Source organism: Parundibacterium terreum (assembly GCF_014636315.1).
In the GTDB taxonomy this organism is placed as follows: Bacteria; Pseudomonadota; Gammaproteobacteria; order Burkholderiales; family Burkholderiaceae_D; genus Undibacterium; species Undibacterium terreum.
The window spans coordinates 827,193-852,826 of the sequence record NZ_BMED01000003.1; the positions used below are offsets into that span (position 1 = coordinate 827,193).

The 25,634-nt window shown below is 52.1% G+C and carries 19 protein-coding genes; 12 read left to right on the forward strand and 7 right to left on the reverse strand.

The window, feature by feature from the left end; translation table 11 throughout:
* Positions 1 to 18 precede the first annotated feature (18 nt).
* The 10 genes from IEW12_RS18395 to IEW12_RS18440 all read left to right on the forward strand — a co-directional run bounded on the left by IEW12_RS18395 (position 19) and on the right by IEW12_RS18440 (position 11,951).
* Positions 19 to 273, forward strand: a complete 255-nt coding sequence (locus IEW12_RS18395; protein ID WP_188567592.1) for a XapX domain-containing protein — start codon at positions 19 to 21, stop codon at positions 271 to 273.
* A gap of 64 nt (positions 274 to 337) precedes the next feature.
* Positions 338 to 2,236, forward strand: coding sequence for an amidohydrolase (locus IEW12_RS18400; protein WP_188567502.1), 1,899 nt, complete (start codon positions 338 to 340; stop codon positions 2,234 to 2,236).
* Between the two features lie 9 nt (positions 2,237 to 2,245).
* A complete protein-coding gene (locus tag IEW12_RS18405) occupies positions 2,246 to 3,334 on the forward strand; it encodes a porin (RefSeq protein WP_229751203.1) in 1,089 nt (362 codons plus the stop codon).
* A gap of 448 nt (positions 3,335 to 3,782) precedes the next feature.
* On the forward strand, positions 3,783 to 4,034 hold the full coding sequence (locus IEW12_RS29015) for a YtcA family lipoprotein (RefSeq protein ID WP_268237257.1): 252 nt from the start codon (positions 3,783 to 3,785) through the stop codon (positions 4,032 to 4,034).
* Between the two features lie 8 nt (positions 4,035 to 4,042).
* Positions 4,043 to 5,089, forward strand: coding sequence for a multidrug transporter subunit MdtN (gene mdtN, locus IEW12_RS18415; protein WP_188567504.1), 1,047 nt, complete (start codon positions 4,043 to 4,045; stop codon positions 5,087 to 5,089).
* A 15-nt stretch (positions 5,090 to 5,104) separates the two neighbouring features.
* Positions 5,105 to 7,114 (forward strand): FUSC family protein, encoded by a 2,010-nt coding sequence (locus tag IEW12_RS18420; protein WP_188567505.1) that lies wholly within the window; start codon positions 5,105 to 5,107, stop codon positions 7,112 to 7,114.
* Entirely contained in the window at positions 7,072 to 8,544 is a 1,473-nt protein-coding gene (locus IEW12_RS18425) for an efflux transporter outer membrane subunit (RefSeq protein WP_188567506.1), read from the forward strand. The genes IEW12_RS18420 and IEW12_RS18425 overlap by 43 nt, the downstream gene beginning before the upstream one ends.
* Positions 8,545 to 8,584: 40 nt before the next feature.
* On the forward strand, positions 8,585 to 10,810 hold the full coding sequence (locus tag IEW12_RS18430; RefSeq protein ID WP_188567507.1) for a PAS domain-containing sensor histidine kinase: 2,226 nt from the start codon (positions 8,585 to 8,587) through the stop codon (positions 10,808 to 10,810).
* Positions 10,811 to 10,917: 107 nt separating this feature from the next.
* Positions 10,918 to 11,556: a response regulator transcription factor gene (locus IEW12_RS18435; RefSeq protein WP_188567508.1), complete on the forward strand. Its 639-nt coding sequence runs from the start codon at positions 10,918 to 10,920 to the stop codon at positions 11,554 to 11,556.
* Between the two features lie 29 nt (positions 11,557 to 11,585).
* The gene (locus IEW12_RS18440) at positions 11,586 to 11,951 is read left to right on the forward strand and encodes a response regulator transcription factor (RefSeq protein ID WP_188567509.1); all 366 of its coding nucleotides are present in this window, start codon (positions 11,586 to 11,588) and stop codon (positions 11,949 to 11,951) included.
* 369 nt (positions 11,952 to 12,320) lie between these two features.
* Here IEW12_RS18440 and IEW12_RS18445 read toward each other — a convergent pair whose 3' ends face one another.
* The 7 genes from IEW12_RS18445 to IEW12_RS18475 form a co-directional block, all read right to left on the reverse strand.
* Positions 12,321 to 12,695 carry a GNAT family N-acetyltransferase gene (locus IEW12_RS18445; protein ID WP_188567510.1) on the reverse strand — a complete coding sequence of 125 codons (375 nt, stop codon included), beginning with the start codon at positions 12,693 to 12,695 and terminating at the stop codon, positions 12,321 to 12,323.
* A gap of 429 nt (positions 12,696 to 13,124) precedes the next feature.
* The gene (locus IEW12_RS18450; RefSeq protein ID WP_188567511.1) at positions 13,125 to 14,327 is read right to left on the reverse strand and encodes an acyl-CoA dehydrogenase family protein; all 1,203 of its coding nucleotides are present in this window, start codon (positions 14,325 to 14,327) and stop codon (positions 13,125 to 13,127) included.
* Between the two features lie 33 nt (positions 14,328 to 14,360).
* Complete coding sequence (locus IEW12_RS18455; protein WP_188567512.1) at positions 14,361 to 15,599, reverse strand: CaiB/BaiF CoA transferase family protein; 1,239 nt, start codon at positions 15,597 to 15,599, stop codon at positions 14,361 to 14,363.
* Between the two features lies 1 nt (position 15,600).
* Complete coding sequence (locus tag IEW12_RS18460) at positions 15,601 to 16,527, reverse strand: 3-hydroxyacyl-CoA dehydrogenase (protein ID WP_188567513.1); 927 nt, start codon at positions 16,525 to 16,527, stop codon at positions 15,601 to 15,603.
* A gap of 26 nt (positions 16,528 to 16,553) precedes the next feature.
* A complete protein-coding gene (locus IEW12_RS18465; RefSeq protein ID WP_188567514.1) occupies positions 16,554 to 17,336 on the reverse strand; it encodes an enoyl-CoA hydratase/isomerase family protein in 783 nt (260 codons plus the stop codon).
* Positions 17,337 to 17,361: 25 nt separating this feature from the next.
* Positions 17,362 to 18,294 (reverse strand): 3-hydroxyacyl-CoA dehydrogenase NAD-binding domain-containing protein, encoded by a 933-nt coding sequence (locus IEW12_RS18470; RefSeq protein ID WP_188567594.1) that lies wholly within the window; start codon positions 18,292 to 18,294, stop codon positions 17,362 to 17,364.
* 340 nt (positions 18,295 to 18,634) lie between these two features.
* On the reverse strand, positions 18,635 to 19,054 hold the full coding sequence (locus IEW12_RS18475) for a DUF4148 domain-containing protein (protein WP_188567515.1): 420 nt from the start codon (positions 19,052 to 19,054) through the stop codon (positions 18,635 to 18,637).
* Between the two features lie 344 nt (positions 19,055 to 19,398).
* Between IEW12_RS18475 and IEW12_RS18480 the strand changes: the two genes are divergently transcribed.
* Both IEW12_RS18480 and IEW12_RS18485 read left to right on the forward strand, forming a co-directional pair.
* Positions 19,399 to 20,724 carry an alpha-hydroxy acid oxidase gene (locus IEW12_RS18480; RefSeq protein ID WP_229751205.1) on the forward strand — a complete coding sequence of 442 codons (1,326 nt, stop codon included), beginning with the start codon at positions 19,399 to 19,401 and terminating at the stop codon, positions 20,722 to 20,724.
* Between the two features lie 947 nt (positions 20,725 to 21,671).
* A partial coding sequence (locus IEW12_RS18485; protein ID WP_188567516.1) for an ATP-binding protein occupies positions 21,672 to 25,634 on the forward strand: 3,963 nt, incomplete at its 3' end.

A 25,634-nucleotide genomic window follows, 5' to 3' on the forward strand; every position in this document is an offset into this window, starting at 1 on the left:
CTGAACCTGAAGGGCAAGATCATGATTTATCTTATATCGCTTGGCGCCGGCGTGTTGATGGGTTTCATTTATGGCTTGATTGGGGTGCGCTCACCAGCGCCGCCAGCGGTAGCGCTCGTTGGTTTGTTAGGAATGCTCGCTGGCGGCCAAATCTTACCCATCGCCAAACAGTTATTGCACAAAGACTTTTCCTTAGCGTGGTTTCGCCATGAGTGCGCGCCTGAGATTACGGGGGTAACGCCGCCCGTTGCCACTAAAAAGGAAAACAGTTAGTGGAACGCAGCTTCGTTATCTAAAAAAATCTTAACTGAAATCCAGCCTTAACCGGAGTATTGATATGAACAAGGACCACCAATTGCAAACGCCTGATGGCCAGACGTCGGAGCCAGAAGTGCTTATCTTGACGAATGGCCGTTTCCACACTACCGATAAATCGAAGCCATTTGCGCGCGCTGTCGCCATTCAAGACGGAAAATTTATTGCTGTTGGTGATACTGAATATGTCATGCGACGAATCACTTGGAAGAGCAAAATTATTGACTTAGGCGGTAGAACAATTGTCCCTGGTTTGAATGACTCCCACTTGCATCTCATCCGAGGCGGCCTTAACTATAACCTCGAATTACGTTGGGAGGGCGTACCCTCGTTAGCAGATGCCATGCGCATGCTCAAAGAGCAGGCTCTGCGTACCCCCTCACCTCAATGGGTGCGCGTCGTCGGTGGCTGGACAGAGTTCCAGTTCGCTGAAAGACGAATGCCTACACTGGACGAGATTAATGCCGCAGCACCCGATACTCCGGTATTTTTACTCCATTTATATGACCGCGCACTGCTTAACCGGGCCGCGCTGCGGGCGGTAGGTTATAACAAAGACACGCAGAATCCGCCTGGTTGTGAAATACAACGTGACTCCGCCGGTAATCCGACTGGGATGTTAATCGCACGGCCGAATGCGATGATTCTATATGCAACGCTTGCAAAGGGGCCGACGCTTCCGCGCGAGCAACAAGTGAACTCTACGCGACGATTTATGCGCGAATTAAATCGATTAGGAATAACCAGCGCTATCGACGCGGGAGGGGGATCTCAAAATTATCCTGACGACTACGCCATTATTCAACAATTGGCGGACGAAGACCAATTGACTGTTCGTATCGCTTATAACCTGTTCACTCAAAACAAGGGGCATGAGCTGGACGACTTCAAAAAATGGACCACGATGGTAAAACCTGGCGACGGCTCGGATTTCTACAGGCACAACGGCGCCGGCGAGATGCTGGTATTCTCCGCAGCCGACTTTGAAGATTTTCGCGAGCCACGCCCTGACCTGGGCGAGGATGCTGAACCGGAATTGGAGCAAGTGGTTCGCCATCTGGTCAACAACAGGTGGCCTTTCCGCCTTCATGCTACTTACGACGAGTCGATTAGTCGTATGTTAGATGTGTTTGAAAAAGTGAATCAGGATATTGCTTTTGATGGACTTCATTGGATGTTTGACCATTGCGAGACGATCACACCGAAAAATATTGATCGTGTAAAGGCATTAGGCGGCGGTATCGCGATCCAGCATCGTATGGCTTTCCAGGGGGAATACTTTGTTGAGAGGTATGGTGCCCAAGCAGCGCAGAATACCCCTCCAATTGCGCGAATGCTTGCAGCAGGAGTCCCGGTTGGGGCAGGCACCGATGCAACCCGCGTGGCGAGCTATAACCCATGGACAGCATTGTATTGGATGGTGTCCGGAAAGACAGTCAGCGGCCTTGGCATGTATGAGGCGGAAAATCGCATATCACGAGATACTGCACTGGAGCTGTGGACTGCCGGCAGCGCCTGGTTTTCAAACGAACAGGGTAAAAAAGGGCGAATCAAAGAAGGTATGCTCGCAGACCTGTGCGTTCTGTCAGAGGATTTCTTCTCTGTCGACGAAGAGAGTATCAAGTCGATTGAATCTGTCTTGACTATCGTTGGCGGCAAAGTGGTCCATGCTCAAGCCGAGTTCTCGTCAATGGATCCGCCGCCTCTGCCTGTAATGCCTGATTGGTCGCCCGTGGCAAGCGTCCCTGGGCATTATCGCCCCGCCCAGGCATCTCACAAACTGGCGCAAATGCCTCACCAGTGCCAGGGTCCTTGTGGTGTGCATTCTCATGCTCATGATGTCGCACGCAAATCGTCTGTGCCGGTTTCTGACTACAGCGGGTTCTGGGGGACGCTTGGCTGCAGTTGTTTTGCGTTTTAGGAGATTATTGTGACGTTGAAGGCGACTTTTTTGGGGATTTCCTTGCTGCTATGCGCTGCTTCCGGTCATGCTCAAACATCAGTAACGGTCTATGGTCGTCTCAACGTAGCGATAGAATCTTTTCGCAATTCCAGCGACGCGAATGGGAATAACATTGCGGTGAACCGGCTTTCAAATGACCGTTCGGTGTTGGGATTTCGCGGCGCGGAAGATTTGGGTGATGGCCTGCATGCCATTTTTCAGATAGAAGGAACTGTTTCTCCCGATACTGGTGCGGGAGGAATCGCTGCGCGCGACACTCGAATTGGACTGGAGGGGACCAAAGGTACGATATTTGGAGGAAATTGGGTTACTCCGTATAACGGAGCGACTTCAAGCCTTGACCCTTTTTATCCGACCACGGCAGGATATATGAGTATTATGGGGAATGGCTCTGCTTCGACTACCGACAATGTCATAGATACCTCATCATTTGATCGGCGACAACAAAATAGCCTGCACTACTGGACTCCTGCATGGCGAGGATATTCTGCGCACATAGCGCACGGATTTAACGAAGAGCGGCCGGTGAATGGTGCAAAGCCATCGCTGACCTCTTTAGCTTTCGTCTACGACGAAGGGCCAGTCTACGTCACCATCGCGACAGAGCGACATCACGAATACCAGGGCCCCGGATTGAATGACAGCGGTGCAAAGATTGCATTTGCCTATAAATTTGGTGAAACCAGAATCGCCACGATCGCCGAAAAACTGCGATATGAAACAAGTACAGGGACACTAGAAAGAAAATCCTACTATGTTTCATTGACCCATCAATTCGGCAATCAGGAGGTGCGTTTTGGAGTGGCGCGTGCAGCGGACGTAACTGGAGATTCAACCAAGAGAATCGGATTTATGAGGAAGGGAGAGGATACCGGAGCCACCCATCTCACGCTTGGCTATGATTATATTTTGTCGAAGCGTACTAGTTTCTTCGTCTATTACACGCATCTACGGAACGACAGGAATGGGATATACGATCTCGCGATCAATAGTTTGGGGGTTAGCCCAGGCTCCACAATCAAAGGGATAGCGACGGGGATTCGTCATAATTTCTAATGACTCTGGCAATTCAGATTTTTGACAGCGAAATCGATGCTAGTTTGAAGAGTACGTCGACCATCCTGTGTTTATCGCCTCGTATATTGCAGGAAGATGTAATACCCCGAATCGCCGATCACCGCTACGATGTTTACTCACCTAGATTAGTCTAGGCCATCCTCTGCGACGTCAGAACTGAGGTGCAAGTGGCTATGAGCACAAATGATCAAATTCGATCCGTATCAACTACCTCAAGCAAGATGCTTAAGGTGGGCTTGACTTTGTTGTCGGAACTTCACCTCACCAAGGTTAGGGTGGTCCGTGATTGCGTGATTGGCGTTGACCGTTCTCTACTTGCACGTCCGTTCTCATGCAAGAATTCGCAGTTCATTTCCAAAGCCGCTAATTAAACTCTTCCGAGGCTATGCTAAACGACACCAATAGACTTGTCAGCTATATAAGGCGCATGCGCATTTGCATTCTGCTTTCGCTGCTAGGAGGTTGCCAGGTCACTCCATCGGTCGCAGTACTGGGAGCGTTCTTCCCCGACTGGATGTTCTGCATGCTGATTGCCTTGGTCATCACCGTGCTTGTCGATAGCTTGCTGGCGGCCACAGGTTGGCGTCAACATTTTGAACAGTGGGCACTGATCATAAGCTATGCCGCACTAAATCTTTCGATGGCTCTTCTTTCTTGGCTCGTACTTTTTCAAAATTAGAGGCCGTCATGCAAGTAGCAAAGAAAAAGGTTGTGCAGGCACGTATCGTGACGCTGCTTTTGGTGAAATTGGCATTGGCACTGGTCATCTATGTCATATGGCGACTGGATTCGGCGCCGCGCACCGATGATGCTTATGTTTATGCCGACACAGTAAATGTCGCTCCGGAAGTCAGTGGTCGCATAGACAAGCTGGCTGTGAAAAATGATCAGCTTGTCAAACAGGGCGACATTCTCTTCAGCATCGATTCCCGGCCTTTTGAGGCCACGCTGGCCAAAGCGCAGGCGGGCTTACAGACGCTGAATGCTCAGATTGAATTGACGCAGCGCTCGGTGAATGCGCAAAAATTTGCTGCCGACGCCGCACACAGTAGCGTCGAAAGAGCCCGCGCCGCCGCAGAGCAAGCTACCGATACTTTGAATCGGATGGCACCTTTATTGAATCCCGGGTATGTTTCGGCTGAACAGCTCGATCAAGCCAGAACAGCTCACCGCAGTGCCCAGGCCCAGCTGCAGTCGGCTGTATTGCAGGCGCAGCAGGCCAAAGCTGCTGTCAGTGGGGTGGAAGCCTTGTTAGCCCAACGTGCAGTCCTAACTGCCGAAATTGCACTAGCTAAGCTCAATCTTGAATTCAGTACGGTGCGAGCTCCTTTCAATGGCCGGGTTCTTGGGCTCACAACGGCGGCTGGCCAGTTCGCCGCTGCAGGTCGACCAGTCTTTACGCTCGCCGATACGCGCCGATGGTATGTGGTGGCGAATTTTAGAGAAACGGAATTGGTAGAGATGGCCCCGGGCCGGCACGTGCAGATTTATCTGCTGACCGCGCCTTCGCGCCATTTCAGTGGCATTGTGGAGTCCGTCGGACACGGAGTCTATCCAGATGATGGGGGAAGCCAGGACGCCGGTCTCCCCCATGTGCCGCGTTCAATCAATTGGGTGAGGGTTGCTCAGCGCTTCCCAGTTCGAATCCTGGTGGACAATGCGGATAGCGAGCTATTCCGAATCGGTGCCTCTGCGGTGGCGATTATCTCCGAACACCCCAGTCATTTTCGCTAAGAGCATCTCACTATTATGCCGTCGATGACTTCTTCGTTTGTTTCGCTGGGTACAGTAATTCATAAGGAACTGGCACCTGTTCCCGGACGATTTACCACGCTTTGGCGCTATCTGATCGCAAGCGGTATTGTGATAGTCATTTCTATGGCGTTGAGGGTTCCTTTTATAGCCTTGTCCATAATTGCCATATTTTCAACGACCCAGCAAAATACTTACCTTACACGCCTGTCGGGCCTGGTCGCTACCGTAGGCCTCACATTGGCCGTTGCCTGCTCGTTGCTGCTGTTGCGCTTGACCTTTGACGTACATTTACTGCGCATCTTTGGAGCCATGTTTATTCTTCTGTGCGCTATGTACTTTCTGAGAACAAGCAAGCTGGGTGCCATCGGATTCTTAGTCGGACTTGCGGTCATTTATATTCAAAGTGAGGTCGATATTGCGCCTAATCCTGAGTTGTTGGTGCGGGCGGTGCTTTGGGTGTGGGTGGCCATATCCTATCCCATTGTCGTCAATGTTTTAGTCGGATATCTGTTGCCTGCGAGTGCCGACTCACATTTGCATAAAGAATTGAAGTTTCAACTAGAGAACATCACACACAGGCTCAAGGGCGAACAAAATAGTTCCGTCGATATGGAAGAGACGTTTCTGCGTATGCGTCGTCAATTGTCTTACGCATTGATGGCGCATCCTAAATTAGCCGATCATAACGCGCGCTGCCAAGCACGGGTGCGACTGGTAGAGCGGCTGTTGGTCGCTATTCGCCAAATTTCCAATGCTGGCCCGCCAGAACTTAATCTAGATTACCTACGCCATGCTTCGATTATTCTCGCAGCCATCTCTGAACTGCAATACCGGTTAGTGGATGGTGGTGCCTTTCGAATGGTGCCGGTCCCTCCCAACTATAGTGTGGTAGCTCCAGCACCGTTAGCAGCAATGTGCCGGGCCTTCCTGAAACTTGTGCAGGAGGAAGTGCCTCGAGAGGCTTTAGAAAGCCCCACTACCAACGCAAAAGCCGCTGCTTTTAGTTTAAATACGCTTGCTCTCCAATTCGCGCTTAAAGTCGTATTTGCTACTCAATTAGGTTATCTGTTTTTTACTGCTGTGCAGTGGCCTGGGATTCATACATGTATGCTTACTTGTATCATTTTGGCCTTACCTGGCCTGGGGGCCGTTACCCATAAAGGTGTAATGCGCCTGATCGGTGCTGCCTTTGGCAGTGCCGCAGCACTTCTTGCCACTGTCTTTGTCATCCCTCATCTGGATAGCATCACCGGTTTGTTGTTGCTGAGTCTTGCCATCATTGCAGTGGGAGCCTGGATTGCTGCTGGCTCGCCGCTTACAGACTATGTCGGATTTCAGTTGGTTTTCTGTTTCGCCCTGGCATTGCTCGGAAATTTCGGGCCTAGCACTGACTTAACGGAAATCCGTGACCGCTCTGTTGGGATTGTAGTTGGCGTCATTATTTCATTGACCATATACAGCTGGATTTGGCCGGAGCGTGAAGGCGCTCAAGTGCGATCCGTGGTAGCAGAGCTATTGCGGGCGCTTTCGCGCGTCGTGGAGACTTGTGGAGCTGCCGACAAGGACGAATATGAAATAGCTCAAGTCGACGCGTGGTCCGTCGTCGTGCGACTGCGTCAATTCCAAGGCCGCTTGGCCTTTGAGCCAACGGGCGGTAGTGAAGATTCAATAGAATGGCCATTTGAACGAGTACTAAGCAGCGCGCGCCAAATTCTTTGGGATTTCGACTGGCTGAATATGTTGCGTGAAGATGGTCATAGCAGCATATCGGGTCAGATAGAAGCATTGGACGCAGCAAGCAAGGCTGCATCGGACCGGCTGCGGTCCATGGCGGCATTCGTCGCGACTATTCCTCCTGCGCTTTCTCCTCCGTTGAACGAATACATGCCAACAGCCTTCTCCGCTCATGACACAGTAGCTGTACTCAGCTCAATAAATCACCAATTGATGCAACTGGAGCAATGTCTTTTGCAGCGGCATTCTACTGGACAAAGCAAGCCATGAAATGCGCACAATACCCTTTGCTAATACTGGTGCTGGCTCTCGGCCTTGGCGCATGTGCGCAAATGAAGGAACCACCGTCCAGGCTTGTCGTGATGGACCCAAGCCGCATTGCTCTGGCTGACGATGTTTCGATGGCCCCGCATGACTGGCCTGCGCCGCAGTGGTGGCGGCGATACCATGACACTCAACTCGATGCACTCATCGACCAAGCATTGAGAGATGGCCCTAGTTTGGCTGTGGCTGAGGCGCGTCTTCGCTTGAGCGAGGGGGCTGTCCAACTTGCCGATGCCAACCGCGGTCCAGCAGTAGATTTAGGAGCAACAGTAGACCGCACCCAGTTGTCGGAAAACGCTTTCGCCGGACCATTTTCCCATACTGATCCGGTTACCGGTCAGCCTCACGGCCGGTGGTACACCGAGGACACGATTGGTATGATGGGCAGCTATACTCTAGACATTTGGGGTAAAAGGCGGGCGCAATTCTCGGCAGCCGTGGGGCAGCGCAACGCTCAGCAAGCGGAATTGGCTGAGGCGAATTTACTCCTCGTTGCAGCTGTGACGCGGACTTATTGCCAAGTGCAGGCGGACTATGCGGCATTGGATTTGCAACGTCGCTCACTGCGCCTGACTCAGGAGCTACTGCAGGCACATCAGGAACGTTTCCAGCGCGGGTTGAAACCGCGGCTACCGATAGAGGCGACGCGTGCTCAGTTGTTAACTATTGAGCAGCAGATCAGCGCAACAAATGATCACCTCCTGCAATCGCGCGAAGCACTGCGTGCGTTACTTGGCGCGACCTCAACGTCGCTCACAATTCAAGCGCAACCACTGCCTTCCGCCACCGGAGCAATACCACCAACCCTAGACTACCGACTGCTCGCCAGACGCCCCGACCTGCAGGTTTGGCGTTGGTCGGTACAGGCCTCAATCAGCGAAACTGAGGCCGCTAGAGCTGCTTTCTATCCCAATTTTGATATCAAGGCTTTCATCGGCTTTGACGCACTACGCCCGCGAGATCTGTTCAATAAGGCGAGTCGTCAGATCAATTTGATTCCCGGATTGAGTCTTCCAATTTTCGACAGTGGTCGACTTAATTCTGAGCTTGCACTCTCCAAATCGCAAGAAGAAGTCCAGATCGCAATGTATAACCAAGCTGTGGTCAATGCGGTAGCTGAGGTCGCGCATGCAGCATTAGCGCTGCAAGATCTGCTCCAGCAGCGACATCTTCAGGATGCCAAGTTGGAGGCCGTCGGTTTCGCATTCGCAAGCGCTCAGGCTCATTTCGAACGCGGACTAGAGGATCGCCTGCATGCGATGGAGGCGGAACTATTGGTCCTTCGCGAACAAGAGCAAGGCATTATTCTTCAGAATCGTCAATTGGAAACGGAGATTTTACTGACTATGGCGTTGGGCGGCGGCTACTCTGACTAAAAAACGTTGCTGTTCCGCAAGTGATATCATAGAAAGCAATTTGAAATGCTACCTTTCCAAAATGCTGCCCAGACTAAATGAACTCAGCTCAAAAGTCAGCGACAAGCACCGCTTTCACCAAATAACTTTCCAGGCCTTGGCCTTGTTTGGCTTAGTCTTGGCTGGTGTTTTAGGGTGGCCATCGCTGCATTTGGAATGGCTCGCTTTACTTGATATTGCCGCCCTGTCTTTTTTTGCGGCAGAGCCCTACAAATGGACGGCATCGGTGGCCGTGATTGCCGGTGCCTGTGCTGGCACTTTTTACGCCGGGTCCCCCTCTGGGAGTAGCACGGACATGCTGCGCCTCTTGGGGTTTTCTTTTGCTACTTTGATGGTCGCAAAATTATTGCAGCGTGCTGGACAGACCTCGACGCAGCAGCAAGATCAACTGGCCGAACGAACTGCTTGCATGGAAATGCTCGAGAATTTGCGCCCCAGCCTGGCCTGGGCGCTGCTGCCCAGCCGGCGACCCGAGTTCGTCAACCAAGCAACCAAGGACTACACCGGCATCCAAACTGCGGCTTCATTGAGTGATTGTCTGGCAGTGATTCACCCGGACGATGTTCCACTCTACCTTGAGCACTTAAACCAGGTGGCCGCGGCCAGCCAATCCTGCGAAGTAGAGTTCCGGGTGCGGCACCACGACAGCCGGTACCGGTGGATGCTTTGTCGTACCTATCCCATGCGCGACCGGTACGGAATGCTTCTTCGCTGGGTCAGCATCAGCAGGGATATCCAGGATCGCAAGCTCGCCGAATCTACGCTACGTAAGCAAGAGGAAGAATACCGACGCATCGTCGATTTTGTGCCGGCTTGTATCAGCGTCGCCAATGCACAAGGTGAACTTGTTTATGCAAACAAAGTAACGGTCGCTCATTTAGGGCGCCTGGCAGAGCAAATAATCGGCAAGGGCTGGATGGACAGTTTGCATCCAGACAGTTTGCCAATTGCGCAGCGCGAATGGGCTGCAAGTATACGAACCAAACAACCGCTGGATGTGACATTACTGAGCAAGCAATTTGATGGAGAATACCGTTGGCAACGTCTGACAGCTGTGCCCTTGTTGGATGAAAAGGGTGAAGTCATGAATTGGTACATGCTGGGAGTCGATATTCATGAACTGGTGAAGGCGCAAGAAGCTTTGGAAATGAGCAAGCATGAGCTCACAAAAATTGTGGAAACATTACCTTTGGGTATTTGGTGTACATCGGCTGACGGCCAGCCCACCTATCTCAATCAGCGCCTACGTGAGCACACCGGGACGACGCTGGAGAAGTCAAAAGACTGGTACTGGCTCCAAAACGTCCATCCTGAAGATCGCGAAGCGACCGCCGCGGCGTTTATGTATGCCATTAACACTGGTACGTCCTACTTGATGATACACCGGCTACGAATCGCGGATGGTAGCTTCCATTGGTATGAGCAGCGGGGCGAACCTCTTCGTGATACTAATGGTCAGATCAAGCGCTGGTATGGAATAGCTATCGATGTCGATGAGCGAGTGCGCACGGAAGAGCGCTTGCGCGAGACGCGCGCCAAACTAGCTCGGGCCACCCGCGTGGCTACTGTGGCGGAGTTGTCGGCATCCATTGCCCACGAATTAAATCAGCCACTAACCTCAGTCATTGCCAACGGGCAGGCGGCCCGCAGATGGCTGGGCGCCACGCCGCCTAACGTGAAGGCTGCGACCAAATCAATCGAAATGATTTTGCGTGATGGCCGCGCCGCTGACAATACAATGCAGAATATTCGAGCTTTGTTCAAGCGCGAGTCCATCAGGAAGTCGGGCACGAGAGTTGCGGAGATGGTGCGAGAGGCAGTACGCCTGGTACATGAAGATTCTCAGCGCAAAAATACTTCAATAGAATGTACTTTCCCAGAACGGTTGCCGATGGTGCTGGTTGACCGCATTCAGATCCAACAAATACTTATCAATTTGATCTGCAATGGCATCGAGGCCGCTGAAAACGTCGGCCGTCGTGCTCAGTTACGAATCAGCGCACAGTCTTGCGTAGAGGGCCGGTTACTAATCGAAGTGGTAGACAATGGACCTGGACTGGCTGACCTCAATAGTATCTTCGACGCATTTGTCACCAGCAAAGCCAAAGGCATGGGCATCGGCCTCGCTATCTCACGCTCTATCGCGCAAGCTCATGGGGGGCACTTGTGGGCAGAAAACCTCCCTGGCGGTGGCGCTTGCTTCAAGCTCACCTTACCAACAACATGAGGACAACCGAACATAGAGGAAAATGTAATAGCCAGAGCGGTTAACTATGTCTAAAATTATAATGTTAAGGATGCCGCGCGACTATTATGTCGTCATTGGAGGACATTATGGAACAATTGAAGGAAATGGTCTATATCGTCGACGATGACTATAGAGTTCGGGAGTCACTCTCCGCGTTGCTGCAAGCCTACGGAAAAAACGTCGAACTATTCTCCTCTGGGCAGGAGTTTCTCCAATATCAACGTCAAGATGATTGCGCATGCCTGCTCCTGGACTTGAGTTTGCCCAATATGAGCGGTTTGGAAGTACAACAACAAGCAATGTCACGAGCCGCATTGCCCGTTATTTTTATCACTGGTCGTGGTGACGTTCCATCTAGTGTCCAGGCAATGAAAGGCGGTGCCATTGACTTTCTCACTAAGCCGCTAGACGAAGTAAGCTTGCTGGCGGCCATTGATGCCGCGCTGGCAAAGGAGCGGCTGTTGAGATCAGAGCAAAATGAGCAGGCCCAGCTTCGATCACTGTATAGGACCCTGACGCCCCGGGAACAGCAGGTTCTGTCGCTCTTAGTCAAGGGAATGCTGAATAAGCAAGCTGCCGGCTGCTTGGGAATTACGGAGTACACAGTGCAAGTCCACCGTGGCCACATCATGAAAAAACTACGTACAAAGTCATTCGCCGCCCTGGTCCAGTTGGCCAGCCGGCTGCCTATCGATTTAATACCAAGCCCAACCAATAATGCCTGACAATCGCCTTTTAAAGGCGGAGTACCGATATGATGATACCGAAGCGCAGCATTGCGATAGTTGACGATGACGGTCGCGTACTCGAATCGCTGGCAAATCTTCTCTCTTCCTTCGGCTACCATCCTCGTCCTTTCACGTCAGCGTTAGATCTACTTGCGGCGGACATTCTGCCCCAGGTTTGCTGCGTTATCACCGACCGTGAAATGCCCTTGATGAACGGCCTGGAGCTCTTGGCGCATATCAAGCGATCAGAGTTCCCTGTTCCTGTGATTATCATTACTGGCAAGCCGAGTGAAGATACTGAATTATTCTATGCTAATCAAGGAGCTGCAGGATTTCTGCGCAAGCCTCTCGACTGGGATTCTCTCTACTGCCTACTTCAGCGCTGGTGCTGAGAGCAGGCTCGGAAGTCCTGCTGCGTATTTACTGCAACCAGATCGGTTCATTGCAAAGAATGCCTATTGAGCGGCCACAAGTTTGTTGGGACTTGCCGTCAGCTGGCTCCTGACTTAGAACTTGTATGAATGCCATCTTGCTGGAGATAGATATTTGTGTCGTACTTGCCACTATATTGCTGTGGCTTCTGCCGGGTGAAGACAATCAAAGCGACATTGAATAGTCGATTGGTGCGAATTCGCAGGACTTTACATTAGGTCTGGTCTGACGAGCCTGCATGGGTAAAATTAAATCAGTGCCAGAGTGAAGCTACGGTTTGCTCCGGAGTCTGGAAGAGGATCCTTTGCTCGCTTCCATCCGAAAGTCACCTACAGATGCGCGGCAGCCTCCATATGGCTCCAAGTATCGAGATTTTGCTGAGTAATACCGAGGGCAGTCGCTTCTGCAATGGCTGCCGATAAGAGTGCGCGACCAATACCATGGCCTTGTCGATTGGCACCGACATGAAAACCGACCAACTTTGCATCTTGTGGTGTAAGCCGCTGTATTGCCACGCAGCGAACTACGTCAACGTCTATAACACAAACAAGTTCAATTGAATTTTTACTATCAATCGTGCCAAATAAGCCGATTGCTTTATCTAAATTATCAAAGTCCGTTTCGATTCCGAAAGTGTCGCACGAGATTCGAACTAAGTCTTTTGCTGCGCCGTTGTCAGAAGGGACGGATTTAAGAATTTGCATGGTGATCGCGTCACAAAAAATTTCAGCAATGAGAGTTATTTTTAGTGGTCGGGAGCGAGCCAGTTGCCAAAAATTATAAATGCGGACCGTACTGTCGACACTGACAGAGCAACTCATACCTCACATCGGAGGTCAAGTATTAACATACCGATGACGATACTAACGTCGCGCGCGAACGATCGGGTGTGCTGGTTCTGGAATTTGCAGCAGATACAAGGTCAAATGTGAGCAGATGATGAGTAAGTTAGTATCTAGCGCCTGCAGTCATAAAATACTGCTTGCCGGCGTTAAGGTTACTATTTACATCAATCGACGCAAAATTGACGTTCTTAAGACCGCCCGCACTTTGGATTGATGCGGGAATGACGCAGTCACGCCCGCGCGCAGAAGCGGCCCCAAACGATAGGTACTGTCGTGAGGCCCCCATGACTACACAAATGCGCTAAAGCCTGTGACTGCCTTACCGACGATGAGGGCATTCATTTCTCGTGTGCCTTCGTATGAGTATAGTGCTTCGGCGTCGGCGACAAACCGGCCGATGTGATGCTCGAGCAAGATGCCATTGGCGCCAAGGACTTCGCGTGCCCATCCCACGGTCTCGCGCATGCGTACCGTGCAAATGCCCTTGGCCAGCGACGCATGTTCGTCCTTCATTATTCCTTCTTCTTGCATCTGCGACAATCGCAGGCACAGTGCCTGGGAAGACGTGATGTTGCCAAGCATACGGAACAACAGGTCCTGCACCAATTGGAATGAAGCGATCGGTCGCCCAAACTGTACCCGCTTCTGCGCATAACGCAAGGCGTGCTCATAAGCGCCTGTGGCGCAGCCGACGGATTCCCAGGCTACAGCGGCGCGGCTCATGCGCAGCACTTTTGCGGTATCACGGAACGAAGTAGCGCCGGGCATGCGATTGGCTTCGGATACCCTGCAGTCGGTCATGGTGATGTGACCGTTCTGCACTACGCGTAGCGCCATTTTTGTGACAATCTTCTCCACCTTGAAACCGGGCGTGTTATTTTCAACGATGAAGCCTTTTACCTGATTGTCCGCAACATCGCGGGCCCAGATAATCGTCAGATCGCCCCAGGTCGAGTTGCCTATCCATTTCTTCTCGCCATTCAAAATCCAACCGTCGCCGTCACGGCGCGCCGTTGTTTCCAGGCCGCCGCCGGTACCGGATCCTACATTGGGTTCAGTCAGGCCGAATGAGCCGACTTTAGTGAGCGCCGCCATGGGCGGCAACCATTTCTGTTTCTGCTCTTCCGAGCCGCAGAGAACAATAGATCCCATTGCAAGACCTGTATGAACACCGAAGAACGTAGACATCGATGCATCGACGCGCGCCATTTCCATCATGACAAATCCCATCAGCATCATGGTTTTTCCTGGGCATCCGTAACCCTCATATGGCAGGCCACCGATCCCGAGTTGCTGCAGCTTAGGCAACAGTTCGAAAGGAAACTCGTCCCGAGCCCAATAGTCGTTGATAATGGGCTCGACTTCGGTCTCCATGAACAATCGAACCTTCAATCGGATGGCATTGTCCTCATCACTGAGGGTGTTCGCCACCATATAAAAATCCCCATTTGCAGTAGGCAAAGTGGCCGGGGCTGTGACTGGCTTAGGCATGACAGAATCCTTTACATAGTTAAAAAATGTCCGTTACGACGCGCTTTGTCGGGTAGAAATGGCTCCATTCACCAGCATTGCGTTAATTTCGACTGTACTGAACGCGAGTTCAGTCAAAACATTGACGCTGTGCTCGCCGAGATCCGGAGCGCGCCCCGGCGCCACCTTTGGGACACCGACAAGCGTCAAAGGACTATTGACCGTATGGGAAGCTTTGCCGGTAGGTTCGGCCAGCGGTACCAGCACGTCGTTGGCTAGCATTTGCGGATCCTTGACGATTTCGTCAAATGTTTGCACGACACCAAAAATGACGCGGCCGCGATTGAGCACATCGACCCAATGGGCTAAAGGTTGTTCTGCAAAAACGGGATCCAGGATACTTACCAACGCTTCGGCATTTTGATTGCGCAGAGTTCCGTCGGCAAAACGGGGGTCTACGAGCAGTTGTGGTAGGTTCATTGTCTCGACAAAGCCATGCCAGTCCTTGCCCTGGGCGGCGACCAGCAGGAACCAACGGCCATCTTTGGTACGATAAGGATTGAGCAATGCGTTGGCAGGACGCTTACGATCATGCTGCTCGACAAACTTGGCCCCGTTCAATGCTCCTTCAATCCAGGCTGCCGCAGCCCATGCACCTTCGGCGATCAGCGAGGTGGTAACGTGTCCGCCTTTTCCCGTCAGCACGCGCCGATAAAGTGCGGTCACTATCGCTGAATAGAGAGTCACGGCTGTGGCGTGGTCGCCGATGCCGGGTATCGGCAACGTAGGAGGACTATCGGCGTCGTGCGTCACATCCATTAGGCCTGTGCGCGCCCAGTATGCTGTGACATCGAATCCCGGCTTGTTGGCTTCGGCGCCGGCAAGTCCGTATCCAGTGATGTCAGCATAGATCAAACGCTCATTGAGCGGCGCCAACTGTTCGTAAGTGATTCCCAGTGTTTGCCGGACCGAAGGTGGAAAATTGGTAACCAGGACGTCTGCCCAGGTGACCAGTCGATGCAGCACATCTTTGGAACACGGCGATTTCAGATCCAGCGCCAGGCTGCGTTTGTTACGGTTTGTGAGCTGCCAGGTATAGTTGGTTTCGCTGCTTGGATTCGGGGGCGTAAGATACAGGTGGCGGTAGGGATCGCCGCCGGTCGGAGGCTCGACTTTGATTACGTCGGCGCCAAAGTCGCCTAAAATTGTGGCTGCGGCCGGGCCAGCAATGAAGCTGGCCAGGTCCAATACCTTTAATCCTGAGAAAAGATTATCTTTTTTTAATTCGGACATTTCAATCTCCAGTGACGGCACTGCCTGCATAGGCAATGCCAGTAAGATTACCCTGCGCAAAAAGCAAGGGTTTAACATCGGCACCGTTCAAGCTAGCGACATAGACACTGCCGCCGAGGTCTGTCACGAACATGCGCCCATTGTCGAAATCTAGCGCAATGCCTATGCCTTCCATCAGATGTGAGACTAAAATATTCGGTTTGCAATCGGTACCCGGCACAGGATCCATGGCCCCTCGATTCACCGTATTACCGTAAGGGGCGTCACCGCGGTCCGTCCAATAAATCTGACGTCGCACCAAATCCAATTCCAAATCAATTGGCTCGGGCAATTCTTTGTACAGCAACTCAATATCGCTGCGCGCTTGCGCGCTTTCACCTGCCGGCATGTTCGTTCCGGCACGGAATATGCGCCCCAAGCCGGAGTTGTCAGAGCCCTTCTGGCTCCAATAGAAATGGCCGGATGCACTATCAACTGCAATGCCTACACACCACCGGGTTTGATCTTTCCGGTCCTCATCACCGTGGCCGGTTTCGACAAGAATTTCGACATTGCTTCCATCAAGGTCTGCACGCATCACCCGCATACCTTCTCTGTCGGACCAATACAGTTTGCGGTTTTTTTGGTCCAAACAAAGTTGCTTAGGTGTATAGGTAATGCCTTTGGGAGCAATAGTCTTGCGTTGCTGACCGTTCAGGTCGGCGGATTCGATGGTGCCGTCATTCAGATACGGAACCCCCATTTCCGTCCAATACATCCGGCCGGCCTCCAGATCCAAGGCAATACCATCCGGATTCGTACACCCGGTGACCAATATTCTTTTTTCTGTACCATCTGGCCGTACCGTGAAGATGCGGCCGCCGCTGAGATCCAAAACGTACAGCAGGTCATCCTTTACTGGGTTATTTGCGCCAATTGCTTTCTTCATTGATCCTCCTGGGTTGCACGAGTTAGCTATTTCCCGCTGAATTGCGGAGGCCGTTTTGACAGAAAGGCGCTAGTGCCTTCGCGTTTGTCTTGGGTTCCTGCGCAGACGCTAAATAACGCACGTTCGATGGCAAGGCCATCGGAGACGGTCGTGTCCCTGCTGCGATTGACGGCTTCCATTGCTAGGCGGACGGCAATTGGCGCGTTGGCTGAAATTTGTGAAAGAATCTCTTCGGCTCTTGCGATCAGCTTGTCACTGTCGACTATTTCATTAATAAGTCCAATACGCAGGGCCTCTTCAGCATCGATTACTCCTCCAGTGAGAATCAGTTGCATGGCACGACCAATGCCCACGATACGCGGCAGCCTTTGTGTTCCTCCAAAGCCGGGGATTACGCCCAACTTCACTTCTGGCTGACCAAATTTTGCATGGTCTGAGGCGATGCGCAAAGTGCATGCCATCGCAAGCTCGCAGCCACCGCCAAAAGCGTAACCGTTGACTGCCGCAATCACCGGTTTTCCCAGAGATTCGATTTTGTTGAATAGTCGCTGACCGAAATACGTAAATTGCTCTGCTTGGACGCTATCAACGGCTGATAGATCTGTGATATCGGCACCAGCGACAAAGGCTTTGCCCCGGCCAGTAAGAATAACGCCAGATATACATGTGTCAGTGCCAATTTGGTCGAAAGCCCGGTCCAGCTCGATGATGACATTCTGGCTTAGCGCGTTCATTGCGGAAGGGTTGTCCAGCGTAATGCAAGCTATGTTCCCTTTTTTTTCATACTGCAGATACATAAAATCAGACATAAAACAGGCTCCTATTAATTAGCCATTACTCGTGGAAACGCGCTTTCAACAATGCGATTAGTGCGGTATCTCTCTGAGTTGCCAATTGCGTCAGGGAGCGACCGTCTGCCTCTGCCTTTACTCCATCAATCATCTTTTGCCTGATTTCCGGTGTAATCACCGGATTGCCAAGAACTTTCCACCAAGCCTGCATTGGACCCGTGAATTGATCAAAGAAATGCTCAATGCCGCCGTCGCCACCGCCAAGGTGGTAGAGCAATGAGGGGCCCATAACACCCCAACGTAAGCCTGGTCCCCAACAAACGGCGGTATCAGCATCCTCTACGCTGATGACGCCCTCGGACACTAGATAAACGATTTCTCTAAAAAGAGCCGACGCTAGGCGATTCGCAACGTGTCCTGGTACTTCTTTGTGAAGCCGGACGGTACGCTTACCCAGCGCACGGTAGAATTCCGTCACTTGTTGAATTGTTTGTTCGGACGTGTGCTTACCACCCACAATTTCCACCAGTGGAATCAAATGCGGCGGATTGAAAGGATGGCCGATGACGCAACGCTCAGGATAACGTTTGCAACCAACCTGGATATCCGACATCATGAGTCCTGATGAGCTGGATACGATCGGGACCTCAGGGGGTAGGTTCGCATCGAGAGTTTCATATAGCGAAAGTTTAAAATCGATTCGCTCTGGGCCATTCTCTTGAACCAAGTCCGAGCCTTCTATCGCCTTGTGCATATCCTGGGTGAAACTGAGCTTGCCCTTATCTGCATCGGCTCCCAGCCCCATTGACTCAAGCGCCGGCCATGCTTGATCAATGAACTGACGCAATCTGCTTTCCGCCCCCGGTGCTATGTCGGTCGCCACTACTTCCAGACCCCTTGATAAAAAGAGGGTCGCCCAACTGGCGCCAATAGCGCCAGTGCCGATGACGGCAATTTTTCGAATTGGTTTGGACATCATGCATTTCCTTTATTGAGGTTTGCGTCGAATTCCGCAGTTATGCGCAGTTTGAATTGATTGAATTGGGAATTTCAGACTTTCAGTGTATGGACTTCTGTAGTGGGGTGAAATTACATATTTATGCAATAAGCGCTGCACCAGTTACACGTAGCCACGAAGGGATAACCCGCCAAGTGAATGCTCGTCCGACGTGTTGATGTTTTGTGCTAAGGAGAGGTTCGTGCTGGCAAAGAGTCGGATTTGCGGCATCACGGTTCTGCATCCTATGTTTCTGAGCTAGAGATTCCGACTCGAGGATAGCTGTGTACTAGACCAAGGTACCTTGGGCTGCTTAGCGCTACTTTGTTTTTGTAGGTAGGTCTTGTAGATCAAGATTTTTGTTCAGATCACCAGACTTACTTGCAGCAATTGCTTCAGCTTTTACTTCTGAACGCGTTTTTCCGCTGCGCTTGTCTCCTTTTTGGGGTATCGGATCAAGGTCAATATTTTTATTTACCTCCCCAGATTTGACCGCAGACTTCGCCTCGGCTTTTACGTCACTACGAGTTCTTCCCTTACCTTTACTGGCCTTTATCGGAAAAGGATCAAGGTCTTGATTTCGATCTAGCTCACCGGATTTACGAGCCGCTTTAATTTCCGCCTTTACTTCCGCGCGGGTTTTCTCCGGGGTATCACTGGCAGATGGATTGTTTTCGGCCATTGCAGAATTGAGTCCGTAGACTAGGACAAACGTAGAGATAACTAGCGTATTTTTCATTTCAACTCCGGTTAGTAATCAAGGGAAAAAAATTGAATAGAAGGTATTTCACCCGACCGCATTCAATTTTTAAGAAGAAACTTTAACTCTTCGGTTGGTCACTGCGCGAATGTTAAAAAAAGAATCACGTGAAAAAGAAATTTGAGCAGGAATCTATAAATTCGCCATTGGCCTCGCAATTATTTTTCTTAATCTCCCCCTTTAGAGGTATTAGCTTGAAGAACCGCTGAATATAGACTGAGTAAAAGGTCGGAGAAGCTTCTTACCTCTACTCATAGCGCTCTCCACGGCTTCTATCCCGGGGACATGAGCGCTAAACCGACACGTTATGACCGGAGCGACTAATGAGCGAATTAAATTTATTCAGCGCAGAACAAACATCGGAACTGTTGGAGATGCAAGATGCTCGCCGCAATTTCTTGCGCTTTTTGGCCTGCAGTCCTCTAGTTAGCAACGCAACGACGCTAGGCTCTCTTGCTGTGTTAGTGGGGGCGATTCCCGCCGCCGCGCTGGCGCAAAGCTATGATGTACTGCGTGCGCAGACACGAAAAGTGGGTGATGTCATTGAGTCGCCGGAAGACGCGCTTAACGTCATGGACTTTGAACCGGCTGCCAAAAAAGCATTGCCATCAGCACATTTCGGCTATCTTGCTACTGGCGTAGATGGTGATGACACGTTGCGCGCCAATCATGAGGACTACTCTAAGATACGTATCAAAGTCAGTAGGCTGATTGACGCACGCAAGATTGACACAAGTATGCACCTTTTGGGCGCCCAATATTCCAGCCCTATCTTTTTATCGCCGGTGAGCAGTCAGGGCGCTTTTCACGCCGAGGCTGAAGTGGCAGTTGCTCGTGCCGCCGGCGCTAAAAAGCAACATATGATTCTTTCAACAGTAGGCAACTCTTCCCTGGAAGACGTAAACAAGGCCCACGGCTCGCCCGTCTGGCTACAACTGTATCCGACCGACGATTGGAAAGTGACGCAGGCCTTGATCAAGCGAGCAGAAAGTAATGGCGTGCCTGCGTTGGTGCTGACTGTAGATCGACAAGGTGGGCGCAACACCGAGACGTTGTTCCGCCTGCGCCGCCTGGATGATCGTACTTGTGTAGCCTGTCATGCCGGCGGGTTTGCGAATGAGGTTTCCCGCAAACCTATGTTTAGCAATATTGACGTCTCACATGTCACAAACTTGTATGGAACTGGCATGTCCTGGGATTTCGTCAAAAAGCTGAGAGATTCGACCAAGATGAAGATTTTTCTGAAAGGAATAATGACTGGAGACGACGCCGCTAAGGCTTTGCAGGTTGGCGTCGACGGGATCTTCGTCTCCAATCATGGCGGTCGTGCGGAGGAAAGCCTGCAATCGACAATAGGCGTACTTCCCGAAGTAGTCAAAGCCGTCGGAGGGCGTATTCCAGTGTTGGTCGACGGTGGCGTTCGCCGCGGTACAGACGTCTTCAAAGCCTTGGCGCTCGGCGCCACAGGCGTTGGCATCGGACGTCCATACTGCTGGGGCCTTGCGGCATTTGGAGAACCTGGTGTCGCTGCTGTGTTAAACATCCTGCAGAGAGAGTTCGAAACCATCATGCGCCAGGTGGGAGCGACAAGCTTGAAGCAGATCACGCCTACCTCTGTTATTAACGACATTGCTTATGCAAAGCGCTGAAGAAGGCCAAACGCGAAATTCTCACTATGCAAAAATGGCGTCTAAAGATGGCTCCGGTATGAAAGCAGACAAAGAATCCCTCAGCATCGATAGTAGGCGGACTCGGCGCGCTGTCGTGCTAGCAGCTTACACCGGAGCGGCGGCTATTTATTGTTTTGCTAGCTGTGTGCTTGGTTGGATACTAGGGGTATTTAGTTACGGATATTTTGGTTGGATCGGAACAGGCATAGCCAGTGTAGGAATTTTATTGTTAGGCATTTATGTATGGAAAGCGTGCACTGACATTAACTTGTTCGAATGACAGTGATATCGCCGTTAAGGAATTCCGGAATGGCTTGTTTTCTGGTATTGAGTCGTCTCCCCACCGCCTGGGACGCGGTGGTTAAACCTTGGCTCAGTTAGTGCCAAGGTTTTTTTTGCTTTAAACATTGATAGAAGTAGCTTCGAAAAAAAATCACTTAACGTCGGCGCACGATTCACGCTAGACGCACCGTAAGTGAATCTGCTTTCACCGTGGGCACGGGCTGGTAACACAGAATAAGATGTCATGTAATTGCATAAATATGTAATAGCACCCCCGAATACGAAGTTATAAGATTTTTAATTGTGTTCGGGGCTAAATTCTTTGACACTAATCGTGCCCAGGTCACTGATTGCCATTTCTGTCTCCAGCGAGCCTGGGTTAAGGCTTTTTGCAAATCAGCAATTAATACTTTCCGAAAACCATGGCCGTCTGCGCGACCCGAGACAAGTCTATCTCGGAGGGCTAATATCTTGTATTCTCTAATAATACTGTTTCATTATTCGTAGTCAGTCGGTGCGTGATCATTGCCAGCCAGCCGCTTATGGATCTTCAGTGTTCTCTTGGAGTTCAAAGGAGTCGTTTCTGAAGACATTGTGGTTCGGCCGCTCGTGACTCGGGCAAGCACCAGAATGGACCGGCATTCATGAACCGAATTCAACTTGATCTTGATCTAGCCGCGCGGCTCCGGGCACCTGACAGCAGATTCTTTACTCCCGAAGATGCCTGCTGCAAGTCCCTTGATGAACTTCTCGACGCGCCGATGGACTCAGGAACCTTCCTGCGGCTCGCCATCGGCATAGCGTCGGCGATAAATAAAGTCCACCAAAGTGGGCTCGTGCACAGGGACGTCAAGCCGGCCAATGTTCTGGTGAATTCCGATAGCGGTGAAGTTAGGCTCACGGGTTTCGGCTTCGCGTCACGTTTTACGCGAGAGCGCCAAAGGCCTGAGCCGCCGGAGGCCATTGCAGGTACGCTGGCGTATCTGGCGCCGGAGCAGACTGGGCGGATGAATCGTTCGGTCGACTCCCGCAGCGATCTATACGCCTTCGGAGTTACGCTTTACCAGATGATCACTGGAAGTCTGCCGTTCTCCGCAGTTGAACCGATGGAGCTCATGCACTGCCATATAGCGATAGAGGCAGAGCCACCGCATCTCCGTGTGCCCAATTTGCCCCCCATCCTTTCGGCGATAGTCATGAAATTGCTTGCCAAGGCCTCGGAAGAGCGGTATCAGACCGCGGCAGGCGTTGAGGCGGACTTGCGACGCTGTCTTACCGAGCGACGCATCAACGAATTCCCGCTTGGCGAACGCGATACGCCTGATCAACTAATAATTCCAGAGAAACTATACGGGCGATCGCGCGAGGTCGAGACCCTGCTCGCCGCCTTCGAGCGCGTCGTTAAAAACGGTGCCCCGGAGTTAGTGCTGGTCTCTGGATATGCCGGAATCGGTAAGTCAGCCACAGTCAATGAGCTACATCGAGCACTGGTGCCGTCGCGTGGGCTTTTCGCAGCGGGTAAGTCCGGTCAGTACAAACGCGACATCCCCTATTCGACGTTAGCGCAAGCGTTTCGGAGTCTGTTACATCCATTGCTTGCCGAAAGCGAGAAGGAGCTTATAGCTTGGCGAGAAGTTTTTCGGGAAGCTCTGGGACCTAATGCGGGGCTCCTTGCGGATCTGGTTCCAGAAGTGGAGCTCATCATCGGAGCATCACAGCCAGTTCCAGAGTTGCCTCCAAAAGATGCGCAACGCCGAGCTCGGCTAGTGTTCAGCCGGTTTATTGCCGTCTTTGCCCGGCCGGAACATCCGCTGGTGTTGTTTTTTGACGATTTGCAATGGCTGGACGTGGCAACACTCGACTTGATAGAGGATTTGTTGACCCGGCCCAATCCTCAAAACCTCCTGCTGATCGGTGCCTATCGCGACAACGAAGTCAATTCCACGCATCTATTGATGCGTAAACTTGACACCATCAAGGCTGAAGGTGGGAACGTGACCGAAATAACGCTCGACCCACTTACCCGAGAGCATCTTGAGCAGCTGATCGCTGATGCTCTACATTGCAAGCCAGAGCAAGTCGCTTCGCTCGCGAGCCTTGTGCACGAGAAAACCGCAGGAAATCCGTTCTTCGGCGTTCAATTCGTTTCTTCACTGGCAGAAGAGAAGATGCTTGTGTTTGATCATGAAGCAGAGCACTGGTCGTGGGACCTTGATCGCATCCGTCGGAAGGGATATACCGATAATGTGGTGGATCTCATGGTCGTCAAACTGACCCGAATGTCTGTTGAAATCCAGCAAGACCTTCAATTCCTTGCATGCATAGGGAGCGGCGCTGAGATTACACTATTGGAAACAGTGTCCTCACGTCTGCGAGAAGATTTCCATGAAGGCCTTTGGGAGGCAGTTCAAGCCGGTCTCATCACATGCACTGAGCGATCCTGCAACTTCGTACACGACCGAATTCAAGAAGCAGCGTACTCCTTGATTCCTGAGGGGGAACGTGCGCAGATCCACCTCCGAATAGGTAGGGAGCTTGAAGCTTGTATTTCGCCGGAAAAATTACCGGAGATGATTTTTGAGATCGTTAATCAACTCAACCGCGGTGCACCGCTCATCACATCACAGGATGAACGCGAGAAGCTCGCCGAGCTGAATCTGATCGCTGGCAAGCGAGCGAAGGCTTCGTCTGCCTACTCTTCTGCACTGGCATATATCAGCGCTGGCGCAGCGCTGATGCCCGAGGATGGATGGGAGCGCCGGCAGGACCTTGCCTTCGCCCTGGAGCTACATGGAGCCGACTGTGCGATCTGTATAGGTGCGCTGTCATTAGTGGAGGAGCGATTGACGAAGCTCGCGACGCGCGCAAATGACATCATTCAACGAGCGGCTGTCGCGAGCCGACGCGTGGATATTTACACGATGTCAGGAGCCGTCGACCGCGCGGTCACGGTGGGGTTGGAATACCTCGGGCATGTGGGCATCGATTGGAAAGCTCATCCGACTGAGCTGGAGGCGCGGCTCGAGTACGGACGTATCTGGTCTCGTCTCGGAAGTCGGCCAATCGAGGATCTCATTGACCTGCCGCTAATGGAGGATCCGGAGTCTCGCGCAACTCTCGACGTGCTCACCGCTCTCGGAGCACCGGCCTTATACACCGACGGTAACTTGTATGCGCTCACCACCTGCAGGGCGGTGAACCTCAGCCTGGAGCATGGCAACAGTGACGCCTCGCCTACTCATTATGCCGGAGTCGGACTTATCGCTGGCGAGCGCTTCGGCGACTACGATGCAGGCTATCGACTGGGAAAGATGGCCTGCGATTTGACCGAGCACCGCGGATTGAGGCGATGGGCTGGAAAAGCCTATTCTGTCTTTGCGCTCGTGGTGCCGTGGACACGCCCGCTACGGGAGGGTATCGATCCGGCTCGTCGTGCCTTTCAGATGGCGAATGAGCAAGGCGATCCGATGTTTGCTGCATACGCAAGTCGCAAAATAAGTTCTATGCTTCTAGCGTCGGGAGATCCACTTGATCTGGTCGCACGTGAAGCCGAGAGCGGATTGGAGTTTACGCGCGCGATCCGGTTCGGATATGCTGCTGATTTGATCGCTGCCCCGCTTGCGCTGGTTCGGACGCTCCGCGGCGAAACAGCGAAATTCGGTTCGCTCGACACTGATATATTCGTGGAGGGTTCATTCGAGGGGCGCCTCACTGGTCACCCGGCTCTGGCCGTGCCAGAATGTTTCTACTGGATCAGAAAGCTGCAGGCACGGTTCTTCGCTGGCGACTACGCTTCAGCTAACAATGCCGCAGAAAAGGCGAAAATGTATCTTTCGTCATCAGCGTCGCTTTCGGTAATGCTGTTGGAGAGGTCGGAATATCATCTTTATACCGCGCTCTCCCTTGCCGCCAGTTGCGAGCCCGTAGGTACTGATCCGTATGCGAGGCATAAAGACGCGCTGTCGACCCATAGCAGGCAACTTCGGTCCTGGGCGGAAAATTGTCCCCAGAACTTCGAAGATAGTGCGCTATTAGTCGATGCGGAGATAGCACGCATAGAGGGACGCCAGCTCGAGGCAATGGATTTTTACGAACGCGCCATCCGCTGCTCGCGCTCAAATGGATTCCTTCAAAACGAGGCATTGTGCTACGAACTGGCTGCCCGTTTCTACGTGGCGCGCGGCTTAGAGGAGATTGCGCATCTCTATCTAGGAAACGCGCGGCGCACTTATTTGAAATGGGGTGCGCTTGGGAAGGTGCGACAACTCGATCGGCTCCATCCGGATTTGACGCAGGACATGCGAATTCCGGGCTCTATGGCTACGATCAATGTACAGGTCGAAGATCTGGACCTGGAAACTGTGATCAAGGTATCGCAAGCGGTATCGGGCGAGATTGTGACGGAAAAGCTGATCGAATCGCTGTTGCGCACGGCAATCGAGCATGCCGGGGCAGACCGTGGATTGCTGATTTTTCCCCAGGACGGCGAATTCGTTGTCCAGGCGGAAGCGAAGACTTGCGGCAGCTCAGTTTCGATCAACCTCTGCGAGACGCCGGTTTCCGCGGACCAGCTTCCCACGTCAGTGATACGTTATGCTGCTCGCACC

Bases quoted from the DNA above. Each gene is read 5' to 3' on its own strand.
- IEW12_RS18400 (WP_188567502.1), top strand. From the start codon at position 338: ATGAACAAGGACCACCAATTGCAAACGCCTGATGGCCAGACGTCGGAG.
- IEW12_RS29015 (WP_268237257.1), top strand. From the start codon at position 3,783: ATGCGCATTTGCATTCTGCTTTCGCTGCTAGGAGGTTGCCAGGTCACT.
- mdtN (WP_188567504.1), top strand. From the start codon at position 4,043: ATGCAAGTAGCAAAGAAAAAGGTTGTGCAGGCACGTATCGTGACGCTG.
- IEW12_RS18420 (WP_188567505.1), top strand. From the start codon at position 5,105: ATGCCGTCGATGACTTCTTCGTTTGTTTCGCTGGGTACAGTAATTCAT.
- IEW12_RS18425 (WP_188567506.1), top strand. From the start codon at position 7,072: ATGTCTTTTGCAGCGGCATTCTACTGGACAAAGCAAGCCATGAAATGC.
- IEW12_RS18435 (WP_188567508.1), top strand. From the start codon at position 10,918: ATGGAACAATTGAAGGAAATGGTCTATATCGTCGACGATGACTATAGA.
- IEW12_RS18440 (WP_188567509.1), top strand. From the start codon at position 11,586: ATGATGATACCGAAGCGCAGCATTGCGATAGTTGACGATGACGGTCGC.
- IEW12_RS18445 (WP_188567510.1), bottom strand. From the start codon at position 12,695: ATGCAAATTCTTAAATCCGTCCCTTCTGACAACGGCGCAGCAAAAGAC.
- IEW12_RS18450 (WP_188567511.1), bottom strand. From the start codon at position 14,327: ATGCCTAAGCCAGTCACAGCCCCGGCCACTTTGCCTACTGCAAATGGG.
- IEW12_RS18455 (WP_188567512.1), bottom strand. From the start codon at position 15,599: ATGTCCGAATTAAAAAAAGATAATCTTTTCTCAGGATTAAAGGTATTG.
- IEW12_RS18460 (WP_188567513.1), bottom strand. From the start codon at position 16,527: ATGAAGAAAGCAATTGGCGCAAATAACCCAGTAAAGGATGACCTGCTG.
- IEW12_RS18465 (WP_188567514.1), bottom strand. From the start codon at position 17,336: ATGTCTGATTTTATGTATCTGCAGTATGAAAAAAAAGGGAACATAGCT.
- IEW12_RS18470 (WP_188567594.1), bottom strand. From the start codon at position 18,294: ATGTCCAAACCAATTCGAAAAATTGCCGTCATCGGCACTGGCGCTATT.
- IEW12_RS18475 (WP_188567515.1), bottom strand. From the start codon at position 19,054: ATGAAAAATACGCTAGTTATCTCTACGTTTGTCCTAGTCTACGGACTC.
- IEW12_RS18480 (WP_229751205.1), top strand. From the start codon at position 19,399: ATGAGCGAATTAAATTTATTCAGCGCAGAACAAACATCGGAACTGTTG.